The organism is Rahnella sp. EDr1-12 (assembly GCF_049206505.1).
GTDB classification, from domain to species: Bacteria; Pseudomonadota; Gammaproteobacteria; order Enterobacterales; family Enterobacteriaceae; genus Rahnella; species Rahnella rivi.
Map to the genome: position 1 here is coordinate 155,972 of NZ_JBLZNY010000002.1, position 19,679 is coordinate 175,650.

Genomic DNA, 19,679 nt, shown 5'->3' on the forward strand with positions numbered 1-19,679 from the left:
ATCAATGACCTTTGACCATTTTCAGCAAATATTGACCATAGTTATTTTTTGATAGTGGTTCGGCTAATACCCTAACCTGTTCAGCTGTTATGAAACCTTTGCGGAAAGCGATTTCTTCGGGGCAAGCAACTTTCAGTCCTTGGCGCATTTCAATTGTTTGAATAAAGTTACTTGCCTCAATGAGGCTCTGATGTGTACCTGTATCCAACCATGCATAGCCCCTGCCCATCATTGCAACCTGAAGTCGGCCTTCTTCCATATAGATACGATTGATATCGGTAATTTCATACTCACCACGCTTAGACGGTTTTAATCCTTTTGCCATTTTAACAACGCTATTGTCATAAAAATATAAACCCGTAACTGCATAATTACTTTTAGGCTCTACAGGTTTCTCTTCTAAAGAGATGGCTACTCCTGCTTTATCAAACTCAACAACACCGTAGCGCTCAGGATCATGAACATGGTATGCAAATACCGTTGCACCAGACTTTTTAGCCACCGCTGTTTCTAATTGTTTTTGAAGATCATTCCCGTAGAAAATATTGTCACCAAGCACCAGCGCACAATCATCGTCACCAATAAACTCTTCACCAATTACAAAAGCCTGAGCCAGGCCATCCGGAGTTTCTTGAACTTTATATTGCAGGTTCAACCCCCACTGGCTACCGTCTCCCAGTAATTGTTCAAAACGAGGTGTATCCTGCGGGGTACTAATAATTAATATATCTCGAATACCCGCCAGCATGAGTGTGCTGATCGGGTAATAAATCATAGGCTTGTCATAAATAGGTAAGAGTTGTTTACTCACTGCCATTGTTACAGGATATAAACGTGTGCCAGATCCGCCTGCGAGAATAATTCCTTTACGAGTGGTCATATTAAGCTCTCAATTTTTTAATCTGCCGCTTGAGGCAGTACAATCATTTTATAGGCCTGAAGGTGTGAATAACTCTGCAAGCATGCGTTTAACGCCGATATCCCAGGATGGCAAGGTTAAATTAAAGGTGTGCTGGAATTTACGGTTATCGAGCCTGGAGTTATTTGGGCGCCGTGCGGGTGTTGGATACGCGCTTGTGGCAACAGGTAGCGTTTTCTTTAAGGCCAGTTTAAAGTCGTTATTCTGAGCTTCAGCAAAAACCAAATTAGCGTAGTCAAACCAGGTAGTTGAACCTGAAGCTACCAGATGGTAAAGACCCGCGACTTCAGGCTTGCTAAGCGCTGTTCTGATTGCATGAGCGGTACAATCGGCAAGCAGTTCTGCACCTGTAGGCGCGCCAAACTGATCATTGATGATTGACAGTTCTTCTCTGTCTTTAGCAAGTCGAAGCATAGTCTTAGCAAAGTTGTTTCCTTTACCGGCATACACCCAACTTGTACGAAAAATCAGATGTTTCGGGCAATACTTCTGAACGGCCACTTCTCCGGCAAGTTTCGTCTCACCGTAAGTATTTAACGGCCCGGTTGCATCATCCTCAGTCCATGGGGTTACGCCATCACCAGGGAAAACGTAATCTGTGGAATAATGGACTAACCAAGCACCGATGGCAGCAGCCTCTTTTGCAATAGCTTCAACACTTGTTGCATTTAATAGCTGTGCGAAATCCCGTTCTGATTCCGCTTTATCAACAGCTGTATGGGCAGCAGCGTTGACAATCACATCAGGTTTAATACGGCGGACTGTTTCTGCAACACCTTCAGGATTACTGAAATCTCCGCAATATTCTTGCGTATGTACGTCAAGCGCAATAACCGTTCCCAACGGTGCGAGTGCTCGCTGTAATTCCCAACCTACCTGACCCGTTTTACCGAACAGAAGAATATTCATTATTTGCGCTCTCCATAATTCTGCTCAACCCAGGTCTTGTAGGCCCCGCTTTTTACGTTGTTCACCCACAACTGATTATCTAAGTACCACTGAACAGTTTTGCGGATACCGCTTTCAAATGTTTCGACCGGTTTCCAGCCAAGTGCATGATTAATTTTCTCTGCATCAATCGCATAACGACGGTCATGACCCGGGCGGTCAGTCACATACGTGATCTGTTCGCGATAGGATTTTTCTTTAGGAACCAGTTCATCCAGCAGATCACAAATAGTTATAACCACATCGAAGTTTTTCTTCTCATTATGTCCTCCGATATTGTATGTCTCGCCAACTTCGCCGTTAGTGACCACGGTATAAAGCGCGCGAGCATGATCCTCTACATATAACCAGTCGCGAATCTGATCGCCCTTACCGTAAATCGGCAAACTCTTTCCTTCTAATGCATTTAAGATCACTAAAGGAATGAGTTTCTCCGGGAAATGATACGGCCCGTAATTGTTAGAACAGTTGGTGACAATACAAGGGAGGCCATACGTGCGCTGCCAGGCGCGAACCAGATGATCGCTTGATGCCTTCGATGCTGAATAAGGGCTGCTTGGTGCGTAAGGCGTTTTTTCAGTAAAGAGAGGAAGTTTTTCCTCAGTATTCCACTCATCCGGATGAGGCAAGTCTCCATACACTTCATCGGTAGAGATATGATGAAAACGGAATGCCTCTTTTTTATTGCCCGTCAGCTGTGACCAATAAGCACGCGTCGCTTCAAGTAAGGTATAAGTCCCTACAATATTGGTTTCAATAAATTCAGCCGGCCCCGTAATTGAACGGTCAACATGACTTTCGGCAGCCAGATGCATGACGGCATCAGGTTGGTGCACCGCAAAAATCTGATCAATTGCCTCTTTATTGCAGATATCAGCCTGGACGAAAGCATAACGGTCATTTTGAGCGATCATGGAAACAGACTCAAGATTACCTGCGTAGGTCAGCTTATCGACATTAATCACGCTATCTTGAGTATTATTTATAATATGGCGAACTACCGCAGATCCTATGAACCCAGCACCACCTGTCACTAATATCTTCATTTAACTTTCTCTTTTTATCCATCTTAAATCTGAATTTTAAGTTTTAAAATATCGCTATGATCTATTATTTTCTTTAAGCGACCCTATCTTAGCCAGCTTATTTATAAACAACACAAAAGCGCCAAAACAAGCAATAAACAAAATGAGAACACCAAGCTGGTTATAATTCATCATATCAGCGTAGATGCCTACTGCAGAGAATGATATTGCTATGGCCAATACAACACCTAACGCAGTTGAATGCGTAAAACCATATTTCAATAATATGTGGTGTAAATGCTCACGATCGGGTTTGAAGGGACTGTCACCTCGTCTGACCCTTGAAATCATAACGCGAATCATGTCCATCAAAGGAACAGCGATAATCCATAATGCTGTAACCGGATGCAATATGGCAGTTGTCCCCTGCGTTGCAAGAATAATTAACCAGATTACGGTAAATCCAATTAATGTACTCCCGGCGTCTCCCATGAACACTTTAAATTTACGTCCCCACGGGATGCCAAGATTAAGAAGAATATAGGGTAAACAGGCGATGGTTAAACAAATACACCACTGTGCGAGTTCATATTTTCCATGTAAAGTGAAGGCGATACCTAGAGAGGCGAAGCTTACGCATGATAATGCCCCCAAAAGTCCATCAATACCGTCCACCATATTGAATGCATTTATTGCACACATAACCGCAAAAATAGTAATCAGATACCCTAGCACGCCCAACCCAACGGCATACCCCAGGAATATATCGCCTAAAGAAGAAAGATGTAATCCACTGAACATCATGACTATAGCGACAAAAGCCTGGAGCAAAATTCGCGGCGTAACTGGCAAATCAAACCTGTCGTCCAATACACCAACAAATAACAGAAGACTTACACAAGTAATGTAGTATTCAAAATTTGGAAACCAATTTGGTTGTAAAAAAAACAACACCCAAATAGATATATATATTGAAACTCCGCCCACAAGAGGAATATGCCCGTTATGATGTTTCCTTGCATTAGGTTTATCTACTAATCCTACGCGCCGGGCAACCTTACGGGCAACAAATAATGAAGCTAACGCACTAAAAAATATTATAATATATTCTTGCATGACCGCACCATGTTCAATAGATTAATGTTTTATACACCCTAAATATTTTTAATATATGATAAATACTTATGAAACTTCATGAACGTAGTTTTTTAGCCATTTAATAAATTTTGCTTCCGGTAAACTGACGACCTGTACAACCCTGTCTGTCTTGGTAATGGAGACAAAAGCGAAGTAAATTTGTACTGCAGTTAAACAAGGCACAGTAAAAATCCACGCTACCGCCCCTGGCTTTGAAGCTACCAATGTGCTTATCTTGATAAAAAACTAAATATCAAACACTTATAAGAGTAACATCTTCCACTCTTACTAACCAGGGAACCTCCCCTGACTGACTTAATCGGTAATTTTTATCCTAAACGTATGCGATAGCAAGACCTAATCATCTTAAAAGACATCGCGATAATCTTCAGAACACATTGATTTTGTTTAAAAACGTAACCGGTTAGCTCTGTACACAAATCGGTTAATAACAGTCACTCTACTTTTCCATCACTAATTCAGTAATATATAAACTTCAGAGTTGCGATAATATGATTTTCAGCCACGATTTAATGTTGATTTGTGTTTGTGCACATAGCCTAGCTCAATACTCTGATTAACGCAGCCTAAACACACCTATTTTGTGAATAAATGCCTATTTAAACAACAACATTGTATAGATAACGTACTGTAGGTAATCGATGCATAAATGCTTCGGTCATGATTACTTTATAATAGGATTTCGATTAATAAATAAGTGACTGCTTGCCTATTTTCCAGGCATAAAGACGTAAATCACTCTTTCATAAAAGTCTTTTTAGCTGTGCGGTCATGTTCACAAGCAGGATCTCTTCGCTCATAAAAAAGCACCATAAAAATGGTGCTTTCAGAACCACAAAAGTCAGTAAATTACTCGCCAGCAAACTCTTTAAGCCAGGCTTTGAAAGCGTCACCTTGTGAGTTATGGCGCACGCCGTACTCCACAAAGGCTTTCATGTAACCCAGCTTATCGCCACAGTCATGTGAACGACCGGTCATAGTGAAAGCTTCAACGGTTTTTTTCTTCATTAGCAGTGCAATTGCATCTGTAAGCTGAATTTCATTACCTGCGCCGTAAGGTGTGATCGCAAGCAGCGGCCAGATATCTTCGGAGAAAACATAACGCCCGACTACGGCGAGGTTGGATGGCGCATCTTTACGCTCTGGCTTTTCAACGATTGCCGTCATTGGTGTGCTTTTACCTGGCTCACCCTCAACGCCGTTACAATCGACAACGCCATATTTAGAGACGTCTTCTTCCGGCACTTCTTCAACCATAACCTGGCTGTTACCGGTTTCTTTAAAACGGGACAGCATGGCGGCAAGGTTATCTTTGCGCAGATCGCTGGTGGAATCGTCCATCAGAACGTCTGGCAGGATAACTGCGAAAGGTGAATTACCAATCAATGGCTTGGCGCACAGAACAGCATGACCAAGACCTTTGGATTGCCCCTGACGCACGTTCATGATGGTCACACCTTTAGGACAGATGGACTGCACCTCTTCCAACAACTGACGCTTGACGCGTGTTTCCAGCATGCTTTCCAGTTCGAATGAGGTATCGAAGTGGTTTTCGATCGCATTTTTTGAGGAATGCGTAACCAAAATAATTTCTTTGATGCCCGCTGCAGCACATTCATTAACGATGTACTGGATTAAAGGCTTATCGACGATAGGCAGCATTTCTTTTGGAATGGCTTTCGTCGCTGGCAACATGCGTGTGCCCAGACCGGCAACAGGGATAACAGCTTTTAACATTGTAAAGGATACTCCTTGAAACCTATTGTGTGTAAATTCAGTCAGTTAGCACCAAAGTACGTCAGGTAGTTCACCAGGCTGAAAATGTAAATGCAAACTTATTACCCAGCACGATATTTTCTTCCGTGAGTATAGACCCTGTGATGTCATTTAGGGGACCATACTGCTCACCCGGAACATCAAATACATATTCTGTATATGTGATTACGATACCAGTAAGCAGCACCAAACGGTAAGCCTAAGACGCAAAATTAGGAATGTTGAACCTGTTCGGCGGTTTTATCATCACAATTTGCTGCATTACAAATCATTTGGTTTAACCACTCTAACTTAGCGGTCCCTGATGTGCTAATCCACCCATCAGGCAGGGTACCCCACTGTTTTAGATTTGAATTTTCCTCCTCTGACGCCCATTATTCAACGTGCGGCAACCGCCGTGTGACTAAAGGTGAAAAAAGTAATATGGAATGGATCGCCGATCCGTCGATTTGGGCCGGGCTGGCTACCCTGGTAGTACTCGAAATTGTTCTGGGCATAGACAATCTCATTTTTATCGCCATTCTTGCGGAAAAACTTCCTCGTCAGCAACGCGACAAGGCGCGTGTCACCGGGCTTTTACTGGCATTAGTGATGCGGTTACTGTTGCTGGCCTCGATCTCCTGGCTGTCTACACTCACCCGCCCTCTTCTGACGGTGCTGGGCCATGCATTCAGTGCCAGAGACATGATCATGCTCACCGGCGGTGTGTTCCTGCTGTTCAAAGCCACTATGGAGTTAAATGAGCGGCTTGAAGGGAAAGACGAAGAGCAAACTCAGCAACATAGTGGGGCAAAATTCTGGCCCGTTGTCGCGCAAATTGTTGTGCTCGATGCCGTCTTCTCGTTGGACTCTGTCATCACGGCCGTCGGGATGGTCGATCACCTCGCCGTAATGATGGTTGCGGTATGTATCGCCATGGGTCTGATGTTGCTGGCAAGCCGTCCGCTGACGCGCTTTGTTAATGCGCATCCGACTATTGTGATTTTGTGCCTTAGCTTCCTGCTGATGATCGGGTTCAGTCTGGTTGCGGAAGGCTTCGGCTATGCGATCCCTAAGGGCTATCTTTACGCTGCAATTGGTTTTTCGGTGATCATTGAAGGCCTGAACCAACTGGCACAGTTTAACCGTCGACGTTTTTTGTCCTCTCGCCGTTCATTGCGTGAACGCACTGCCGAGACGGTTCTGCGTGTTCTGCGCGGTAAGCATGAAGAAGCGGAACTGGATGCACATTCCTCGGGCATGATTGCCGACAGCGCAAATGAAGAGGATGCGATTTTCAATCAGCAGGAACGTCACATGATTGAACGCGTTCTGGGGCTCGGACAGCGCACCGTCAGCAGCGTGATGACCTCACGCCATGATGTTGAGAACCTGGAGCTTAATGACCCGGTTGACGTGTTAACGCAGCAAATTGCCAACAATCAGCACACGCGTATTCTGGTGACAGAAGATAGCTCAACAGATGAACCGCTGGGCGTGGTTCACGTGGTTGATCTGCTGAAACAGCAATTGTTACAAAATGAACTCGATCTTAAGGCGCTGATCCGTCAACCGCTGATCTTCCCCGAACAACTTTCTTTGCTGATGGCCCTCGAACAGTTCCGTCAGGCCAAAACGCACTTTGCTTTCGTGGTCGATGAATTCGGTTCCGTTGAAGGCATTGTGACGCTGACGGATGTGATGGAAACCATCGCCGGGAACCTGCCGGAGTCGGATGAAACCCCTGACGCACGTCATGACATTCAGCAACTGGAAGACGGCACCTGGATCGCCAACGGCTATATGCCGCTTGAAGATTTGGTGATGTATATCGCCCTGCCGGTTGACGAGAAACGTGAATACCATACGCTGGCGGGGCTGCTGATGGAGCATACGCAAAGCATCCCGCAGGTGGGCGCGCAGATCTCCATCTATGATTATTTGTTCGAACCACTGGAAGTCAGCAGTCACCGGATCCTGAAAGTGAAAATCACATCACTGAAGCCGCAAAACGACAACGACTACGAAGTTTAATCATTGTTGTAAAAAAAAACGGGTGCCCTGTTAAGGCACCCGTTTTTATTCGTAAGACATTACTTATTCAGAAGTTTTTGCACTTCGTCATTTCCTTTGCTGTCTTTACGTTTATCTATCCAGTTCTGAATCGCGCTGCGCGCGCTCTGTTCCAGCGTCTGTCTCAGCACCTGATCAACCTGCAACTGATAACCCATCTGAGCCCACGGCCCGTAAACCCGCAAGGGGATATCGGTGGTTTTCAGTGTATTAATCAGATTGCTGTCACCCTTCCAGCCACCGGTCACACGGATGAGCAAGTTCATGTCAACCTGCTGATCTGCCATGTTAATGGTGCCGTTACCTTTCGCTTTCACCATCGGCGACTGACCTTCAAGATTTTTCAGGGTTAAGGTACCCGCGGCAAGTTGTCCCTGAGCTCTCAGCGTATCGATCTGACTGTAATGGTCATAACGCTCAAGCCCCTGAACTTTGTCGCTGCTGCGGGCGACGGCCTGCTGGATAAGCTGCTGAATATTAATGCCATTCAGATGTGCATTATCCATTGAGAGTTGTCCTTCACCCTGCCAGCGTCGCGCAAAATCTGCGGCGGAAAGCCCTTTACCATTTACGTCACCTTTGAGCGAGAAGCTCCCGGTCAGCGCTTTTGGCAGGCCATAGGCGGCCAGAACATCACCCAACTCAATCTTGTTCACGTCCGGCACCAGATGAACCTGAATCTGTTTCCCGGTGACATCCATATCGCCAGGCAAAGAGAAGGTACCTGTGCCCATGTTGCCGCTAAAGGTGGATAAACCGACCTGCCCCTGCTGATTAACCGCATTCAGTACCAGATTTTGAATTTTTAAACCGCGATAGGTTAACTCGGCCACCTTCAACGCCAGACTGGCATCGAAGTTTTGCAGATTACTCAAACCATTGGGTTGATTGTCCACATCCCTGGCGATGACCGGTGCTGAGGTAACAGCAGGCGTGCTTTCACCGGATGTCTCATCCGTTTTAGGCTGCCAGCCGCTAAGGGCATCGAGATCGAGCTTATTGGCGGTTAAATTCAGCTGATAATCAGGACTATCGCCCAGCGTGGCAGATGCGGTTCCGGCGATCTGATTATCGTTCGCCGTTAAGTTCAGCTGGTTCAGTTTGATGGTATCCGTATCGCGCTGATAACTGGCCTGCATAGCACCGCTACCCTGAACGCCCTTCACCGGAATATCGGCACCGCTGAGCTGATAGGTAAATTTGCTGATGTTCGCCGCGAAGGCCTGAGGATAATGCTGCATATCCAGTTCGGCAGTCATGGTGAATGCCAGATCGCGCTGATTGCGGCTGATACGGCTGGAAACCTGAAGAGTGGCCTGGCGGTTATCGTTCTTGTCCATTTCCATGTTGATGTCACGGACATTAATTTGATCATCGTTGCCACGCTGCCAGATAAGCAAACTGTCGACGATGCTCAATTTATCGATATCAAATTTCCAGCCAGCCTCAAGATCGGGTGCTGCCGGCGCCACTGGCGTCGGGGTGGAAGGAGCTACCGGCGCGCCGGGCTGGTTTTCTTCGCTGTCAGGTGTTAACCGGACAACCGCATTTTTCAGCAGCACTTGTTTTACCGCAAGCTGATGAGAAAGCAGCGGCCAAAGTTTGACGTCCAGCCGCATGTTTTCCGCGCTGACCACCGGCGCTTTCGCACCCGGCGCAGTCAGGGAGGTTTGCCCTGCAATAATGCTCATCTGAGGCCAGACATGCCAGCGCAACGGACCGTTAATCGCGAGCTGATAACCGCTTTTCATCTCAACCCTCTCCACCATGTACTGGCGGAAGTCGTTTGGATTGATCAGAAATACCAGCGAAGTCATGCCGGCAATGATAACCACCAGTAAAATAACCAGTGTCGTCAGTAGTCTTCTCATGCCTTCCTCACGTTTTTATCCGACCTGCGGATAAAAAGCTGAATCAGTCTTCATCAATACGGCTGGCAACCGCGCTTTGCTGGTCGCGATATTTCGCATCCTGACGGCTGTTATAAGGGCGTGCCGCCGGTCCGGAAAGCGGCTCGAAGCTCAATGCACCAATCAACATGCCCGGGCGCAGCGCCAATGGCAATTTACCTGAATTATAGAACTCCAGCACGATGCGTCCCTGCCAGCCCGGATCGATACGGTGTGCCGTCACGTGAACCATCAACCCCAGACGTGCGAGGGAGGAACGCCCGTCCAGCCAGCCGACCAGATCGTCGGGAATAGAAACGGTTTCAAACGTCACGGCCAGCGCAAGTTCGCCCGGATGAAGGAAGAACGCCTCGCCTTCAGGCAGGACGATCTCATCACTCATCACTTTATCGAGAGAGGCACTGACTTCGTCCTTCGGGCCACTCAGATCGATAAAACCTGCGTTGTGCCCGAGGAAAACGCGAAATCCATTACCCAGACGTACATCTACTGTAGCACCGTTAATACGTTCAACAGGCGGACGCGGGGAAATTCCCAATTTGCCACTGTCTAGCCAGGCTTCTATATCTCGATCGCAAAGTCTCATCGTTTCTCCGGTATGGTTTTCTACGGCTGCATCCGCGATTAGTTAAAGAATTGGCTGATTTTCGCCTTGAGGATATCAATCGCAATCCGGTTCTTGCCGCCGCGCGGCACAATGATGTCTGCGTATTGTTTGGAGGGTTCGATAAATTGCAGGAACATTGGGCGGACGGTTTTCTGATACTGCGCCATCACGGAATCCATTGAACGGCCACGTTCATTGACGTCACGCTTCATGCGGCGCATGAGGCAGATATCCAGCGGCGTATCAACGAAGATGGAGAAGTTCATTTCCTGACGCAGACGCACATCCGTCAGCAGCAAGATCCCTTCCAGAATGATGACTTTCTTAGGTTTCAGCGTCACCGTTTCGGCAAGCCGTGTGTGCTCAATAAAGCTGTAGCTCGGCAATTCGATTGCCTGGCCTGATTTCAGCGCCTGTAAGTGCTGAAACAGCAAATTGTGGTCCATCGCACTTGGATGGTCGTAGTTGGTTTTGACCCGCTCTTCCATGGTCATGTGGCTTTGGTCTTTATAGTAGCAATCTTCAGGGATCACCCCGATGTGCTCATCGCCTACCTGATCACGAAGTTCACGGTATAACGTACTGGCGATAAGGCTTTTTCCCGAAGCAGATGCGCCAGCGATACCTACGATGACACACTGATGGAATTTGTCAGACATAAAATTAAAGACCTGATTTGGAAGTTGGAAGGCAAGCACAGACGTGTGCTTTGAACGCGCCAATTATAAGTTCAAGACAGCGCCTGATGCCAGCGTTAAGGCTGTGTAATCGCTGACATCAGGCAATAAATCGCAGAGTTGAGAGATTAAACTGCGCGGAAAGCGATTTCTGTAGGAATTGCATCGCCTTTCCAGAACAGCTGTGATGCGACTTTTGACGCCAGTTCACGGTAAATCGTTGTAAATTCACTCTCCGGGTTAGACACCACCGTCGGTTCACCGCGATCTAAATCCTCACGAAGCGAGATGTGTAACGGCAATTGCGCCAGCAATTCACAACGGTATTTTTCTGCCAGCCGTTGTGCCCCGCCGGTGCCAAAAATAGGTTCGTGGTGACCGCAATTGCTGCAAACGTGCATGCTCATATTTTCGATAATGCCTAACACCGGCACATGCACTTTCTCGAACATCACGATACCTTTCATCGCGTCGAGCAGCGCGATGTCCTGCGGCGTGGTGACAACCAACGCGCCGGTAACAGGAATATTTTGCGACAGCGTCAGCTGTATATCACCGGTACCCGGTGGCAGGTCGATGACCAGATAATCCAGATCCGGCCACAGCGTATCCTGCAACATCTGCATCAACGCTTTGCTGGCCATCGGGCCACGCCAGACCATGGCGTTCTCATCGGTAACCAGATAACCAATTGAATTCGTTGCCAGCCCGTGCGCCATAATGGGCGACATATGCACACCATCCGGCGATGTCGGGCGCTCATCTTCGGTACCCAGCATGTTTGGTACTGAGGGGCCATAGATATCGGCATCGAGAATCCCGACCTTTCCACCCTCGGCCGCCAGCGCCAGCGCCAGATTGACCGCGGTGGTGGACTTCCCTACGCCGCCTTTCCCCGAACTGACCGCCAGAATATTACGCACACCTTTAATGCCCGGCTGCTCGTTGGCCCGTTTCATGGTGGCGATGTCGTGGCGCAGGTTCCACTGAATGGCGGAGGCGCCCGTCACGCGCAGCAGTTCGCCGCTGGTTTCATCTTTCAATACTTCGAAACCGCTTTTCCAGGCGAAGGGCAGCGTCAGATCGATATGCAAAACCTCATCCATTAACACGCAGTGATGCAGTGCTTTAATGGCGTTGAGATCTTTTTGCAGAGTGGAATGGCGGAAGGTGGCCAGTACGCCGGTCACTAGTGCGCGCAGCCCCGCGGGGGTGGTCTGCTGTGGGGATTGAGATGTCATCCCGGCTCCTTGAAAGGGGTTGTCAGACTATTTATTAAACGACTTATTCTCTAAATAGCATAACAGAAGAGATGTAGAGATCCCCCGTTTGTTTACGCGGGGCGGCGCTTTCGGTTAACATCAATACCCCTGATTTCAACAACAGAAAGCAAGCTCTTACTATGGCTCAAGTCGCGAAAAAAATTTTGGTAACCTGTGCACTTCCGTACGCCAACGGATCCATCCATCTCGGTCACATGCTCGAACACATCCAGGCTGACGTCTGGGTTCGTTTCCAGCGAATGCGCGGCCATGAGGTGCACTTCATCTGTGCGGACGATGCGCACGGCACGCCGATCATGCTGAAAGCACAGCAACTCGGTATCAAGCCGGAAGAGATGATTGCCGAAATGAGCCAGGAGCATCAGAAAGATTTCGCCGGCTTTGGCATCAGCTACGACAACTATCACTCCACGCACAGCGATGAAAACCGTGAGCTGTCCGAGCTGATTTATGGTCGTCTGAAAGAAAACGGCTTCATCAAGAATCGCACCATTTCTCAATTGTACGATCCGGAGAAAGGCATGTTCCTGCCTGACCGTTTCGTCAAAGGCACCTGCCCGAAATGTAAATCGCCCGACCAGTACGGCGATAACTGTGAAGTCTGCGGTGCGACCTACAGCCCGACCGAACTGATCGAGCCGAAGTCCGTGGTGTCTGGCGCTACGCCGGTCATGCGTGATTCCGAGCACTACTTCTTCGATCTGCCAGAATTCAGCGCGATGTTACAGGCGTGGACACGTTCAGGTGCATTGCAGGAGCAGGTCGCGAACAAAATGCAGGAATGGTTTGAGTCCGGTCTGCAACAATGGGATATCTCCCGTGATGCGCCATATTTCGGTTTCGAAATTCCGGATGCGCCGGGCAAATTCTTCTACGTCTGGCTGGATGCGCCTATCGGTTACATGGGTTCCTTTAAGAATCTTTGCGACCGTCGCGGCGATCTGAACTTCGACGAATTCTGGAAGAAAGATTCAACGACCGAGCTGTATCACTTCATCGGTAAAGATATCGTTTATTTCCACAGCCTGTTCTGGCCAGCCATGCTGGAAGGCAGCAACTTCCGCAAGCCTACCAATCTGTTTGTTCACGGTTACGTGACGGTGAACGGCGCGAAGATGTCCAAATCCCGCGGCACGTTCATCAAGGCCAGCACCTATCTGAACCATCTGGATGCCGATTGCCTGCGTTATTACTACACCGCCAAACTGTCTTCCCGTATTGATGATATCGATCTGAATCTGGAAGATTTCGTGCAGCGCGTCAACGCCGACATCGTCAATAAAGTGGTCAATCTGGCTTCCCGTAACGCTGGCTTCATCGCCAAACGTTTCGACGGAAAACTGGCGGATACACTGGCTGACGAAGCCCTGTTTAAAACCTTCACCGATGCCGCTGAGAGCATTGCGCAGGCGTATGACAGTCGCGAATCTGGCCGTGCTATCCGTGAAATCATGGCGCTGGCCGATCTGGCAAACCGTTACGTCGATGAGCAGGCACCGTGGATTGTGGCGAAACAGGAAGGCCGCGACGCCGACCTGCAGGCTATCTGCTCAATGGGTATCAACCTGTTCCGCGTGCTGATGACGTATCTAAAACCTGTTCTGCCATCGCTGGCCGAGCGCAGTGAAGCCTTCCTTAACACCACACTGAGCTGGGATTCCATTGCGCAGCCTTTACTGTCGCATCAGGTCAATCCGTTCAAAGCGCTGTTTAACCGTATCGAGCTGGATAAAGTGGCCGCGATGGTTGATGCGTCAAAAGAAGACATTGCGGCAGCGAAAGCGCCGGCAACAGGTCCGCTGGCGGATGACCCGATTCAGGACACCATCACATTTGATGATTTCGCTAAAGTGGACATGCGGATTGCGCTGATCAAAACCGCAGATTTCGTGGAAGGTTCGGACAAACTGCTGCGCCTGCAACTGGATCTGGGTGGCGAGACGCGTCAGATTTTCTCCGGCATTCGCTCTGCGTATCCTGATCCAAAAGCGCTGGAAGGCCGTCTGACCATCATGGTCGCTAACCTCGCACCGCGTAAAATGCGCTTCGGTATTTCTGAAGGAATGGTGATGGCGGCTGGCCCTGGCGGGAAAGAGATCTTCCTGCTCAGCCCGGACTCCGGTGCACAGCCTGGTATGCAGGTGAAATAAGAACGTATGACGACTCCTCCCCCGTCAGGGGGAGGACGTTAAATCACTTCGGCCAGTTCGGCCATACACTGCGTGGATATTCTCTGTCGATATCCGATTTCGCCAGCCCGATATCTTTGAGCTGATCCGCACTCAGTCCGTGTAAAATTTTGCGGCTGACCCGGCGCTCATTCCAGCCATGTACCACGGCAAACAACTGTTTTAACCATCCGCCTTTTTTAACCGGCATCTGTACTGCACGCTCAGCCACCCCGACATCCGCACAAACCCTTGCCTCACACCCTGCAAACTGACGTTCTTCAATGATATTTTTCATATTCTTCTCCCGTTAACGACCTGACAACAGGATCGGATAAACGGCAAAAACATTACAGATTCAGTTTTTTAGTATTTCAACCATACAGATCTGGATCCAATCACAGATACGGGGTTAGATTGTATGCATCTGTACTGTTTTCTTTGCGCCGAGGTTGAGGAAAAGATAATGAACCGTTATGAAAATCTGGCGAACGTATTGAGTGACCGCATCGAACAGGGGTTGTATCCCGCCGGGATCCGTCTGCCCTCCGTGCGTGTATTGAGCAGTGAGCATGGCGTCAGCGTGAGTACGGTTCAGCAGGCTTACCGCGTGCTGGAAGAGAAACAGCTGGTGGAAGCGCGCCCTAAATCCGGCTACTTCGTGAAAGGCGCGCGGATACAGGCCGCCCTGCCCTCGGGATGCCGCCCGGCGCAACGACCCGTTGAGATCTCACAGTGGGATCAGGTGCTGGATCTCATCACTTCCCCGCATCGTCCCGGCGTGGTGCAACTCGGCCGCGGCTCTCCCGATGTTACCGCGCCGACGCTCAAACCGCTCAGTCGCCTGATGGGGCGCGCCGGTCAGCATCAGAATCTCAACGCGTTTCATTACGACAGCATCTACGGCTCGGAAGATTTGCGCGAGCAGATCGCCCGGCTGATGATCGACAGCGGCAGTCATATGGATGCCAGCAATATCCTGATCACCACCGGCTGTCATGAGGCGCTGTCGATCGCCATCCGCTCCGTGTGCGAACATGGCGATATCGTCGCGGTCGATTCCCCGAGTTTTCACGGTGCAATGCAAACCCTGAAAGGCTTCGGCATGAAAGCACTGGAAATTCCTACCGACCCGGTCACCGGAATCAGCCTGGAAGCGCTGGAAATGGCGCTTGAACAGTGGCCCATCAAAGCGATACAGCTGACGCCTAACTGCAATAACCCGCTCGGCTACAACATGCCGGATGAGCGCAAAAAAGGCTTACTGCGTCTGGCGCAGCGTTACGATCTCGCGATTATCGAGGACGACGTCTATGGCGAACTGGCGTATCAGTATCCCCGCCCCGCCACCATCACCTCTTTCGATGAAGATGGCCGTGTTCTGCTGTGCAGTTCGTTTTCGAAAACGCTGGCGCCCGGTTTGCGTGTCGGCTGGATTGCACCGGGCCGCTATCATGACCGCGCCATCCACATGAAATACATCACCACCGGTGCCTCCGCGACGCTGCCACAAATTGCCATCGCCGACTTCATCAAACAGGGACACTATCTGCAACATATGCGCCGTATTCGCAATCAGTACCAGCGAAACCTGTGCGTAATGACCGACTGGGTCATGAAATATTTTCCCTGCGGAACGCGGGTCAGCCGTCCTCAGGGGGGATTTTTGCTGTGGATAGAACTGGATGAGCGTATTGATACGCTGCGGCTAAACCGAATGCTGGAAGAATATAACGTGCAGATCGCCATCGGTTCGATATTCTCCGCATCGGGAAAATACCGCAATTGCCTGCGGATGAATTACGCCCAGCCCCTGACGGCAAAAACCGAACGTGCGGTACAGCGGGTAGGGATGTTGGTTTCGCAGATGCTCGAAGAAAGCTGAACGTCATGACTCCGCCAAGCCTGATCATCAGAGACTGTCAGCCCTGAAACCCTGAGCCCCCCAATAAAAAGACGTTTGTGATTTTCTCACCCTCGAAATCCGTGGCCTGTTTCTCGGGCTCGGATTTTTCTCACCTCAGGTTGATATAGCGCATAAAGCGTTTCCTCCGAAGCTTATATCTTGCCCAACGCCCGGCACGGGTTGCACAGCGAATAAAACAATAAAAACTTCCAAAGGAATTGGATATGAAACACCTCATGACTGCGCTGATTCTGTGCGCACCTCTCGCCACCACGGCATATGCTTCATCAGTAACACCACAAACACTTCATGATTCCGTCAAGAAAATCGGCGCTGCACAGGCCATCAGCCATCTGAATGAACAAGAATTTCAAACACTGACGTCCGGTATTACAAAGGCCGATCCTGAATGGCTAAAATTGGTACCGGAAATCGCACCGGGGCTTGAGGGAGGCAACGCCAGCGCCCTCGTCGAAGCGCTGGCAAGGGCGTTATCAAAGGATCCCAAAAACGTCATCAGCGCCCTGTCCGATCCTGCATCCGCCAGTTTGCCGGGTAAAGAAAAGGTCTGTACGCTGCCTTTCCCCGGTGAAGCTGATGCTTCTCTCGCGCGCTATTATCGTCTGACTGAACCGGCACTGAAAAAAATGGGTGAAAAGGGAAAGTCCTGCCTCGACGAGTTACATAAAGCCTTTGGGAAAATAAGAACCACCGCCCAGGATCAGCAGAATTTTTCACTAAACCGGCAGAAAATTACGCCAGCCCTGCTGTGGGTTGCCATGGAGAAAAACGGTGCTGAAAAGGTCGCCAGTTCACTCTCCGTTGCCAGCCGAAAGACCCTGCAGGATGGGATTTCTCAGGGGGATCGCGAATGGCTGATGATTGCCGATGCCCTGGTCAATGTGACAGATCCGCAAACCCACGCGATGCTGATGCCCGCACTGGCGACAGCGCTCAGCCAGAATCCGGGCGATGTCCTCAAAGTGGCCGAAGGAAATATTGAAACCGATATCCTCTGCGCCATGCCCTTCCCCGATGCCAGCACAAATGCGCTCTCCGCGTACTATCAAAAAACGCAAACTGCACTGCTCAGGCTGCATCGCCGGGGAGAAAACTGCCTGAAGGTACTCCAGAGAGAAAATGAATTGATGGTGAATAAATCCCGTTAAACCGCAAATCACGCGTCAGGGATCTTCCCCGTCCTGTACCGGCTTTCAGAAATACACAGCAGTTGATGGTTTTTAATGACGATGAGCCGGGGGCGCGTTACATATCCTGACCGTCAGACATTGACCAGTAACAACAATTTGCTGGTCAACCGGGGTGTGCTTTGCAAATATAACAATACGTTAACTTTGTGAAGTGAATACGATGACCGAATTTGTAATTGCCGTACCTCAAACGCCTTCTCTGGCCGTTGAAGGCCAGAGTGCACGTTTCCCGCTACGCCGCGTCTACTGCGTTGGACGTAACTATTCTGAGCACGCCCGCGAAATGGGTCACGACCCCGATCGCGAGCCGCCTTTCTTCTTCTCCAAACCTGCCGATGCGGTTGTGCCTGCCAGCGGCAGCGTTCCCTATCCAGGCCTGACGGAAGATTTGCATTACGAAGTCGAGCTGGTGGTCGCCATTGCCAAAGGCGGTAAAGATATCGCCGCCGCCGATGCTCTTTCGCACGTCTGGGGTTATACCGTGGGTGTCGATCTGACCCGCCGTGATCTTCAGGCACAGGCGAAGAAAATGGGCAGGCCGTGGGATTTCGCAAAAGGATTTGATGCCTCAGCCCCCGCCAGCCCGCTGCTGCCGGTCGGCCAGACCGGTCATCCGGCGTCGGGTAAAATCTGGCTGGACGTCAACGGAGAGAAGCGCCAGCGCGGTGACCTGAGCGATCAAATCTGGCAAGTGGCGGATGTCATAAGTTATTTGTCGCAGGCCGTTGAATTGCAGCCGGGCGATCTGATTTACACCGGAACGCCAGCAGGCGTCGGTGCCGTGCAGCGCGGTGATGTGATCACCGGCGGCATTGAAGGCCTGAGCGATTTCAGCTTCACGATGGCCTGAAGATAACCGGACGCCTGATCTCAGGCGTCCTTTTCCCCGATTTTCTTCTGCATATCTTCTTCGATCAGCGGGATCAGCTTCTCAAACGCACAGGCACTCGCCGGGTCGAACAACGACAATGTCTCAATCTGGCTAAGCAGGATCACTTTGCGAAAATTCAGGGCATCCACCGGCTTCGATACCGGCGTGATGCCATGTTCGCTGTAATAGCGGGCGTAATTGTGTTCCACACGAAGTTCGAGCGTGTCCTTGTCGCAATAGCCACTGACCATCGGGATCACCACGACATTATCGGAGGAGGACGTTTCGCATCGTGCAGTATGCACCATGCCGATATAAACCCGGCGCGATTGCAAAGTGATGAACACCATGTCGCCCTGCTCCATGCACTGGTACAAAATGCCTTCCACACCGTTGGCGCGCGTCAGTTGCTTGTAGAGCTCCTTGCGTCCGGCGGTGTTGAGCCGTAACCCCTGCGACCAGGTCGTGCGCATCAAACACAGCATCACCGACACCGCGAGCATAATGACCACCGGCGCCTGGATCCCGAGGAAACTCCAGTTGATAAAATCACGGTGGTAGTGCACATCCTGATGTAGATGCGACAGCTCAGGCAGCCAGTTCACAACGGTGGAAATGCCCCACAGCGCCAGATACACCAGTGCAATCACCAGTACGCCCTGTAAGACAAATATGCAGCCGTACAGCGCCACCAGGAAATAGACATCCCAGCCGAACGTGCGTTTGAGTTTGAAACGAGATGAGATGTCGCGGGTGGTGTACCAGTACCCGCAGACCATTAACACCATAAATACCGCCGTTGCCATTACAACACGCTCATGCGTTTGACGTGACGGGCGAAGTCTTCCTGCATCTCCTGATTGGCAGGATTAACCGAAGCGGTGCCATTTTCGTCGATCAAAATGCGCTCCCCTTCTTCAAGCGTATTTTCAATATCGGCAGCGCTGAACAACCCTAAAAACTTTTCAGGGCTGGAAAAAATTTGTAGCAGGATCTTAAACATGCGTCTCTCTTGTCTTTGCAAAGACCTAAGACTAGTCAACTGATGGGGAAAAGGGACAAAGGCCGGGCAGTTTAGGAATAATTACTTGTGCTGGCTTAAAAAGCCGCAATGATTAAAAGGGCCGCCTTTGCGGGCAGCCCTTGGTCGTTTATCACAGCAGTACCC

The 19,679-nt window shown here is 49.7% G+C and carries 17 protein-coding genes; 5 read left to right on the forward strand and 12 right to left on the reverse strand.

Features of this window, described 5'->3' with window-relative positions:
• Window position 1: 1 nt before the first annotated feature.
• The 5 genes from rfbA to galU all read right to left on the reverse strand — a co-directional run bounded on the left by rfbA (window position 2) and on the right by galU (window position 5,787).
• Window positions 2-880, reverse strand: coding sequence for a glucose-1-phosphate thymidylyltransferase RfbA (gene rfbA, locus ACO0U8_RS10240; RefSeq protein ID WP_122094931.1), 879 nt, complete (start codon window positions 878-880; stop codon window positions 2-4).
• A gap of 48 nt (window positions 881-928) precedes the next feature.
• Window positions 929-1,828 (reverse strand): dTDP-4-dehydrorhamnose reductase, encoded by a 900-nt coding sequence (gene rfbD / locus ACO0U8_RS10245; protein ID WP_421670734.1) that lies wholly within the window; start codon window positions 1,826-1,828, stop codon window positions 929-931.
• Complete coding sequence (gene rfbB, locus ACO0U8_RS10250) at window positions 1,828-2,913, reverse strand: dTDP-glucose 4,6-dehydratase (protein ID WP_421670735.1); 1,086 nt, start codon at window positions 2,911-2,913, stop codon at window positions 1,828-1,830. Before rfbB ends, rfbD begins: the two co-directional genes overlap by 1 nt.
• A gap of 54 nt (window positions 2,914-2,967) precedes the next feature.
• Entirely contained in the window at window positions 2,968-4,008 is a 1,041-nt protein-coding gene (wecA, locus tag ACO0U8_RS10255) for a UDP-N-acetylglucosamine--undecaprenyl-phosphate N-acetylglucosaminephosphotransferase (RefSeq protein WP_421670736.1), read from the reverse strand.
• 891 nt (window positions 4,009-4,899) lie between these two features.
• The gene (galU, locus tag ACO0U8_RS10260) at window positions 4,900-5,787 is read right to left on the reverse strand and encodes a UTP--glucose-1-phosphate uridylyltransferase GalU (RefSeq protein WP_421670737.1); all 888 of its coding nucleotides are present in this window, start codon (window positions 5,785-5,787) and stop codon (window positions 4,900-4,902) included.
• Between the two features lie 462 nt (window positions 5,788-6,249).
• Between galU and ACO0U8_RS10265 the strand changes: the two genes are divergently transcribed.
• The gene (locus ACO0U8_RS10265) at window positions 6,250-7,839 is read left to right on the forward strand and encodes a TerC family protein (protein WP_421670990.1); all 1,590 of its coding nucleotides are present in this window, start codon (window positions 6,250-6,252) and stop codon (window positions 7,837-7,839) included.
• 59 nt (window positions 7,840-7,898) lie between these two features.
• Here ACO0U8_RS10265 and asmA read toward each other — a convergent pair whose 3' ends face one another.
• From asmA to apbC, 4 genes are all read right to left on the reverse strand, one after another.
• On the reverse strand, window positions 7,899-9,749 hold the full coding sequence (gene asmA, locus ACO0U8_RS10270; protein ID WP_421670738.1) for an outer membrane assembly protein AsmA: 1,851 nt from the start codon (window positions 9,747-9,749) through the stop codon (window positions 7,899-7,901).
• 43 nt (window positions 9,750-9,792) lie between these two features.
• Window positions 9,793-10,374 carry a dCTP deaminase gene (gene dcd / locus ACO0U8_RS10275; protein WP_056769537.1) on the reverse strand — a complete coding sequence of 194 codons (582 nt, stop codon included), beginning with the start codon at window positions 10,372-10,374 and terminating at the stop codon, window positions 9,793-9,795.
• A gap of 38 nt (window positions 10,375-10,412) precedes the next feature.
• Window positions 10,413-11,054 (reverse strand): uridine kinase, encoded by a 642-nt coding sequence (gene udk, locus ACO0U8_RS10280; protein ID WP_056769536.1) that lies wholly within the window; start codon window positions 11,052-11,054, stop codon window positions 10,413-10,415.
• A 146-nt stretch (window positions 11,055-11,200) separates the two neighbouring features.
• Window positions 11,201-12,313 (reverse strand): iron-sulfur cluster carrier protein ApbC, encoded by a 1,113-nt coding sequence (gene apbC / locus ACO0U8_RS10285; protein ID WP_056769534.1) that lies wholly within the window; start codon window positions 12,311-12,313, stop codon window positions 11,201-11,203.
• A 161-nt stretch (window positions 12,314-12,474) separates the two neighbouring features.
• Between apbC and metG the strand changes: the two genes are divergently transcribed.
• Window positions 12,475-14,505 (forward strand): methionine--tRNA ligase, encoded by a 2,031-nt coding sequence (gene metG / locus ACO0U8_RS10290; RefSeq protein WP_421670739.1) that lies wholly within the window; start codon window positions 12,475-12,477, stop codon window positions 14,503-14,505.
• Between the two features lie 43 nt (window positions 14,506-14,548).
• On the opposite strand, the gene ACO0U8_RS10295 is transcribed toward metG, so the two are convergent.
• A complete protein-coding gene (locus tag ACO0U8_RS10295; RefSeq protein WP_056769531.1) occupies window positions 14,549-14,821 on the reverse strand; it encodes a DUF1127 domain-containing protein in 273 nt (90 codons plus the stop codon).
• A gap of 168 nt (window positions 14,822-14,989) precedes the next feature.
• Here ACO0U8_RS10295 and ACO0U8_RS10300 point away from each other — a divergent pair, with 168 nt between their 5' ends.
• The 3 genes from ACO0U8_RS10300 (at window position 14,990) to ACO0U8_RS10310 (ending at window position 18,490) form a co-directional block, all read left to right on the forward strand.
• Window positions 14,990-16,408, forward strand: coding sequence for a PLP-dependent aminotransferase family protein (locus ACO0U8_RS10300; RefSeq protein ID WP_421670740.1), 1,419 nt, complete (start codon window positions 14,990-14,992; stop codon window positions 16,406-16,408).
• Between the two features lie 257 nt (window positions 16,409-16,665).
• Window positions 16,666-17,598, forward strand: coding sequence for a hypothetical protein (locus tag ACO0U8_RS10305; RefSeq protein ID WP_421670741.1), 933 nt, complete (start codon window positions 16,666-16,668; stop codon window positions 17,596-17,598).
• Window positions 17,599-17,800: 202 nt separating this feature from the next.
• Window positions 17,801-18,490: a fumarylacetoacetate hydrolase family protein gene (locus ACO0U8_RS10310; protein ID WP_421670742.1), complete on the forward strand. Its 690-nt coding sequence runs from the start codon at window positions 17,801-17,803 to the stop codon at window positions 18,488-18,490.
• Window positions 18,491-18,510: 20 nt separating this feature from the next.
• Here the strand turns inward: ACO0U8_RS10310 and ACO0U8_RS10315 are convergent, their stop codons facing one another.
• Both ACO0U8_RS10315 and ACO0U8_RS10320 read right to left on the reverse strand, forming a co-directional pair.
• Window positions 18,511-19,317 (reverse strand): hypothetical protein, encoded by an 807-nt coding sequence (locus tag ACO0U8_RS10315; RefSeq protein WP_122094910.1) that lies wholly within the window; start codon window positions 19,315-19,317, stop codon window positions 18,511-18,513.
• Window positions 19,317-19,514, reverse strand: coding sequence for a hypothetical protein (locus ACO0U8_RS10320; protein ID WP_056769520.1), 198 nt, complete (start codon window positions 19,512-19,514; stop codon window positions 19,317-19,319). The genes ACO0U8_RS10315 and ACO0U8_RS10320 overlap by 1 nt, the downstream gene beginning before the upstream one ends.
• Window positions 19,515-19,679 lie beyond the last annotated feature (165 nt).

Coding starts and splice junctions, on each gene's coding strand:
- wecA (WP_421670736.1), bottom strand. CDS start 4,008: ATGCAAGAATATATTATAATATTTTTTAGTGCGTTAGCTTCATTATTT.
- galU (WP_421670737.1), bottom strand. CDS start 5,787: ATGTTAAAAGCTGTTATCCCTGTTGCCGGTCTGGGCACACGCATGTTG.
- ACO0U8_RS10300 (WP_421670740.1), top strand. CDS start 14,990: ATGAACCGTTATGAAAATCTGGCGAACGTATTGAGTGACCGCATCGAA.
- ACO0U8_RS10310 (WP_421670742.1), top strand. CDS start 17,801: ATGACCGAATTTGTAATTGCCGTACCTCAAACGCCTTCTCTGGCCGTT.
- rfbB (WP_421670735.1), bottom strand. CDS start 2,913: ATGAAGATATTAGTGACAGGTGGTGCTGGGTTCATAGGATCTGCGGTA.
- rfbD (WP_421670734.1), bottom strand. CDS start 1,828: ATGAATATTCTTCTGTTCGGTAAAACGGGTCAGGTAGGTTGGGAATTA.
- ACO0U8_RS10305 (WP_421670741.1), top strand. CDS start 16,666: ATGACTGCGCTGATTCTGTGCGCACCTCTCGCCACCACGGCATATGCT.
- apbC (WP_056769534.1), bottom strand. CDS start 12,313: ATGACATCTCAATCCCCACAGCAGACCACCCCCGCGGGGCTGCGCGCA.
- rfbA (WP_122094931.1), bottom strand. CDS start 880: ATGACCACTCGTAAAGGAATTATTCTCGCAGGCGGATCTGGCACACGT.
- ACO0U8_RS10265 (WP_421670990.1), top strand. CDS start 6,250: ATGGAATGGATCGCCGATCCGTCGATTTGGGCCGGGCTGGCTACCCTG.
- ACO0U8_RS10320 (WP_056769520.1), bottom strand. CDS start 19,514: ATGTTTAAGATCCTGCTACAAATTTTTTCCAGCCCTGAAAAGTTTTTA.
- dcd (WP_056769537.1), bottom strand. CDS start 10,374: ATGAGACTTTGCGATCGAGATATAGAAGCCTGGCTAGACAGTGGCAAA.
- ACO0U8_RS10315 (WP_122094910.1), bottom strand. CDS start 19,317: ATGGCAACGGCGGTATTTATGGTGTTAATGGTCTGCGGGTACTGGTAC.
- metG (WP_421670739.1), top strand. CDS start 12,475: ATGGCTCAAGTCGCGAAAAAAATTTTGGTAACCTGTGCACTTCCGTAC.
- ACO0U8_RS10295 (WP_056769531.1), bottom strand. CDS start 14,821: ATGAAAAATATCATTGAAGAACGTCAGTTTGCAGGGTGTGAGGCAAGG.
- asmA (WP_421670738.1), bottom strand. CDS start 9,749: ATGAGAAGACTACTGACGACACTGGTTATTTTACTGGTGGTTATCATT.
- udk (WP_056769536.1), bottom strand. CDS start 11,054: ATGTCTGACAAATTCCATCAGTGTGTCATCGTAGGTATCGCTGGCGCA.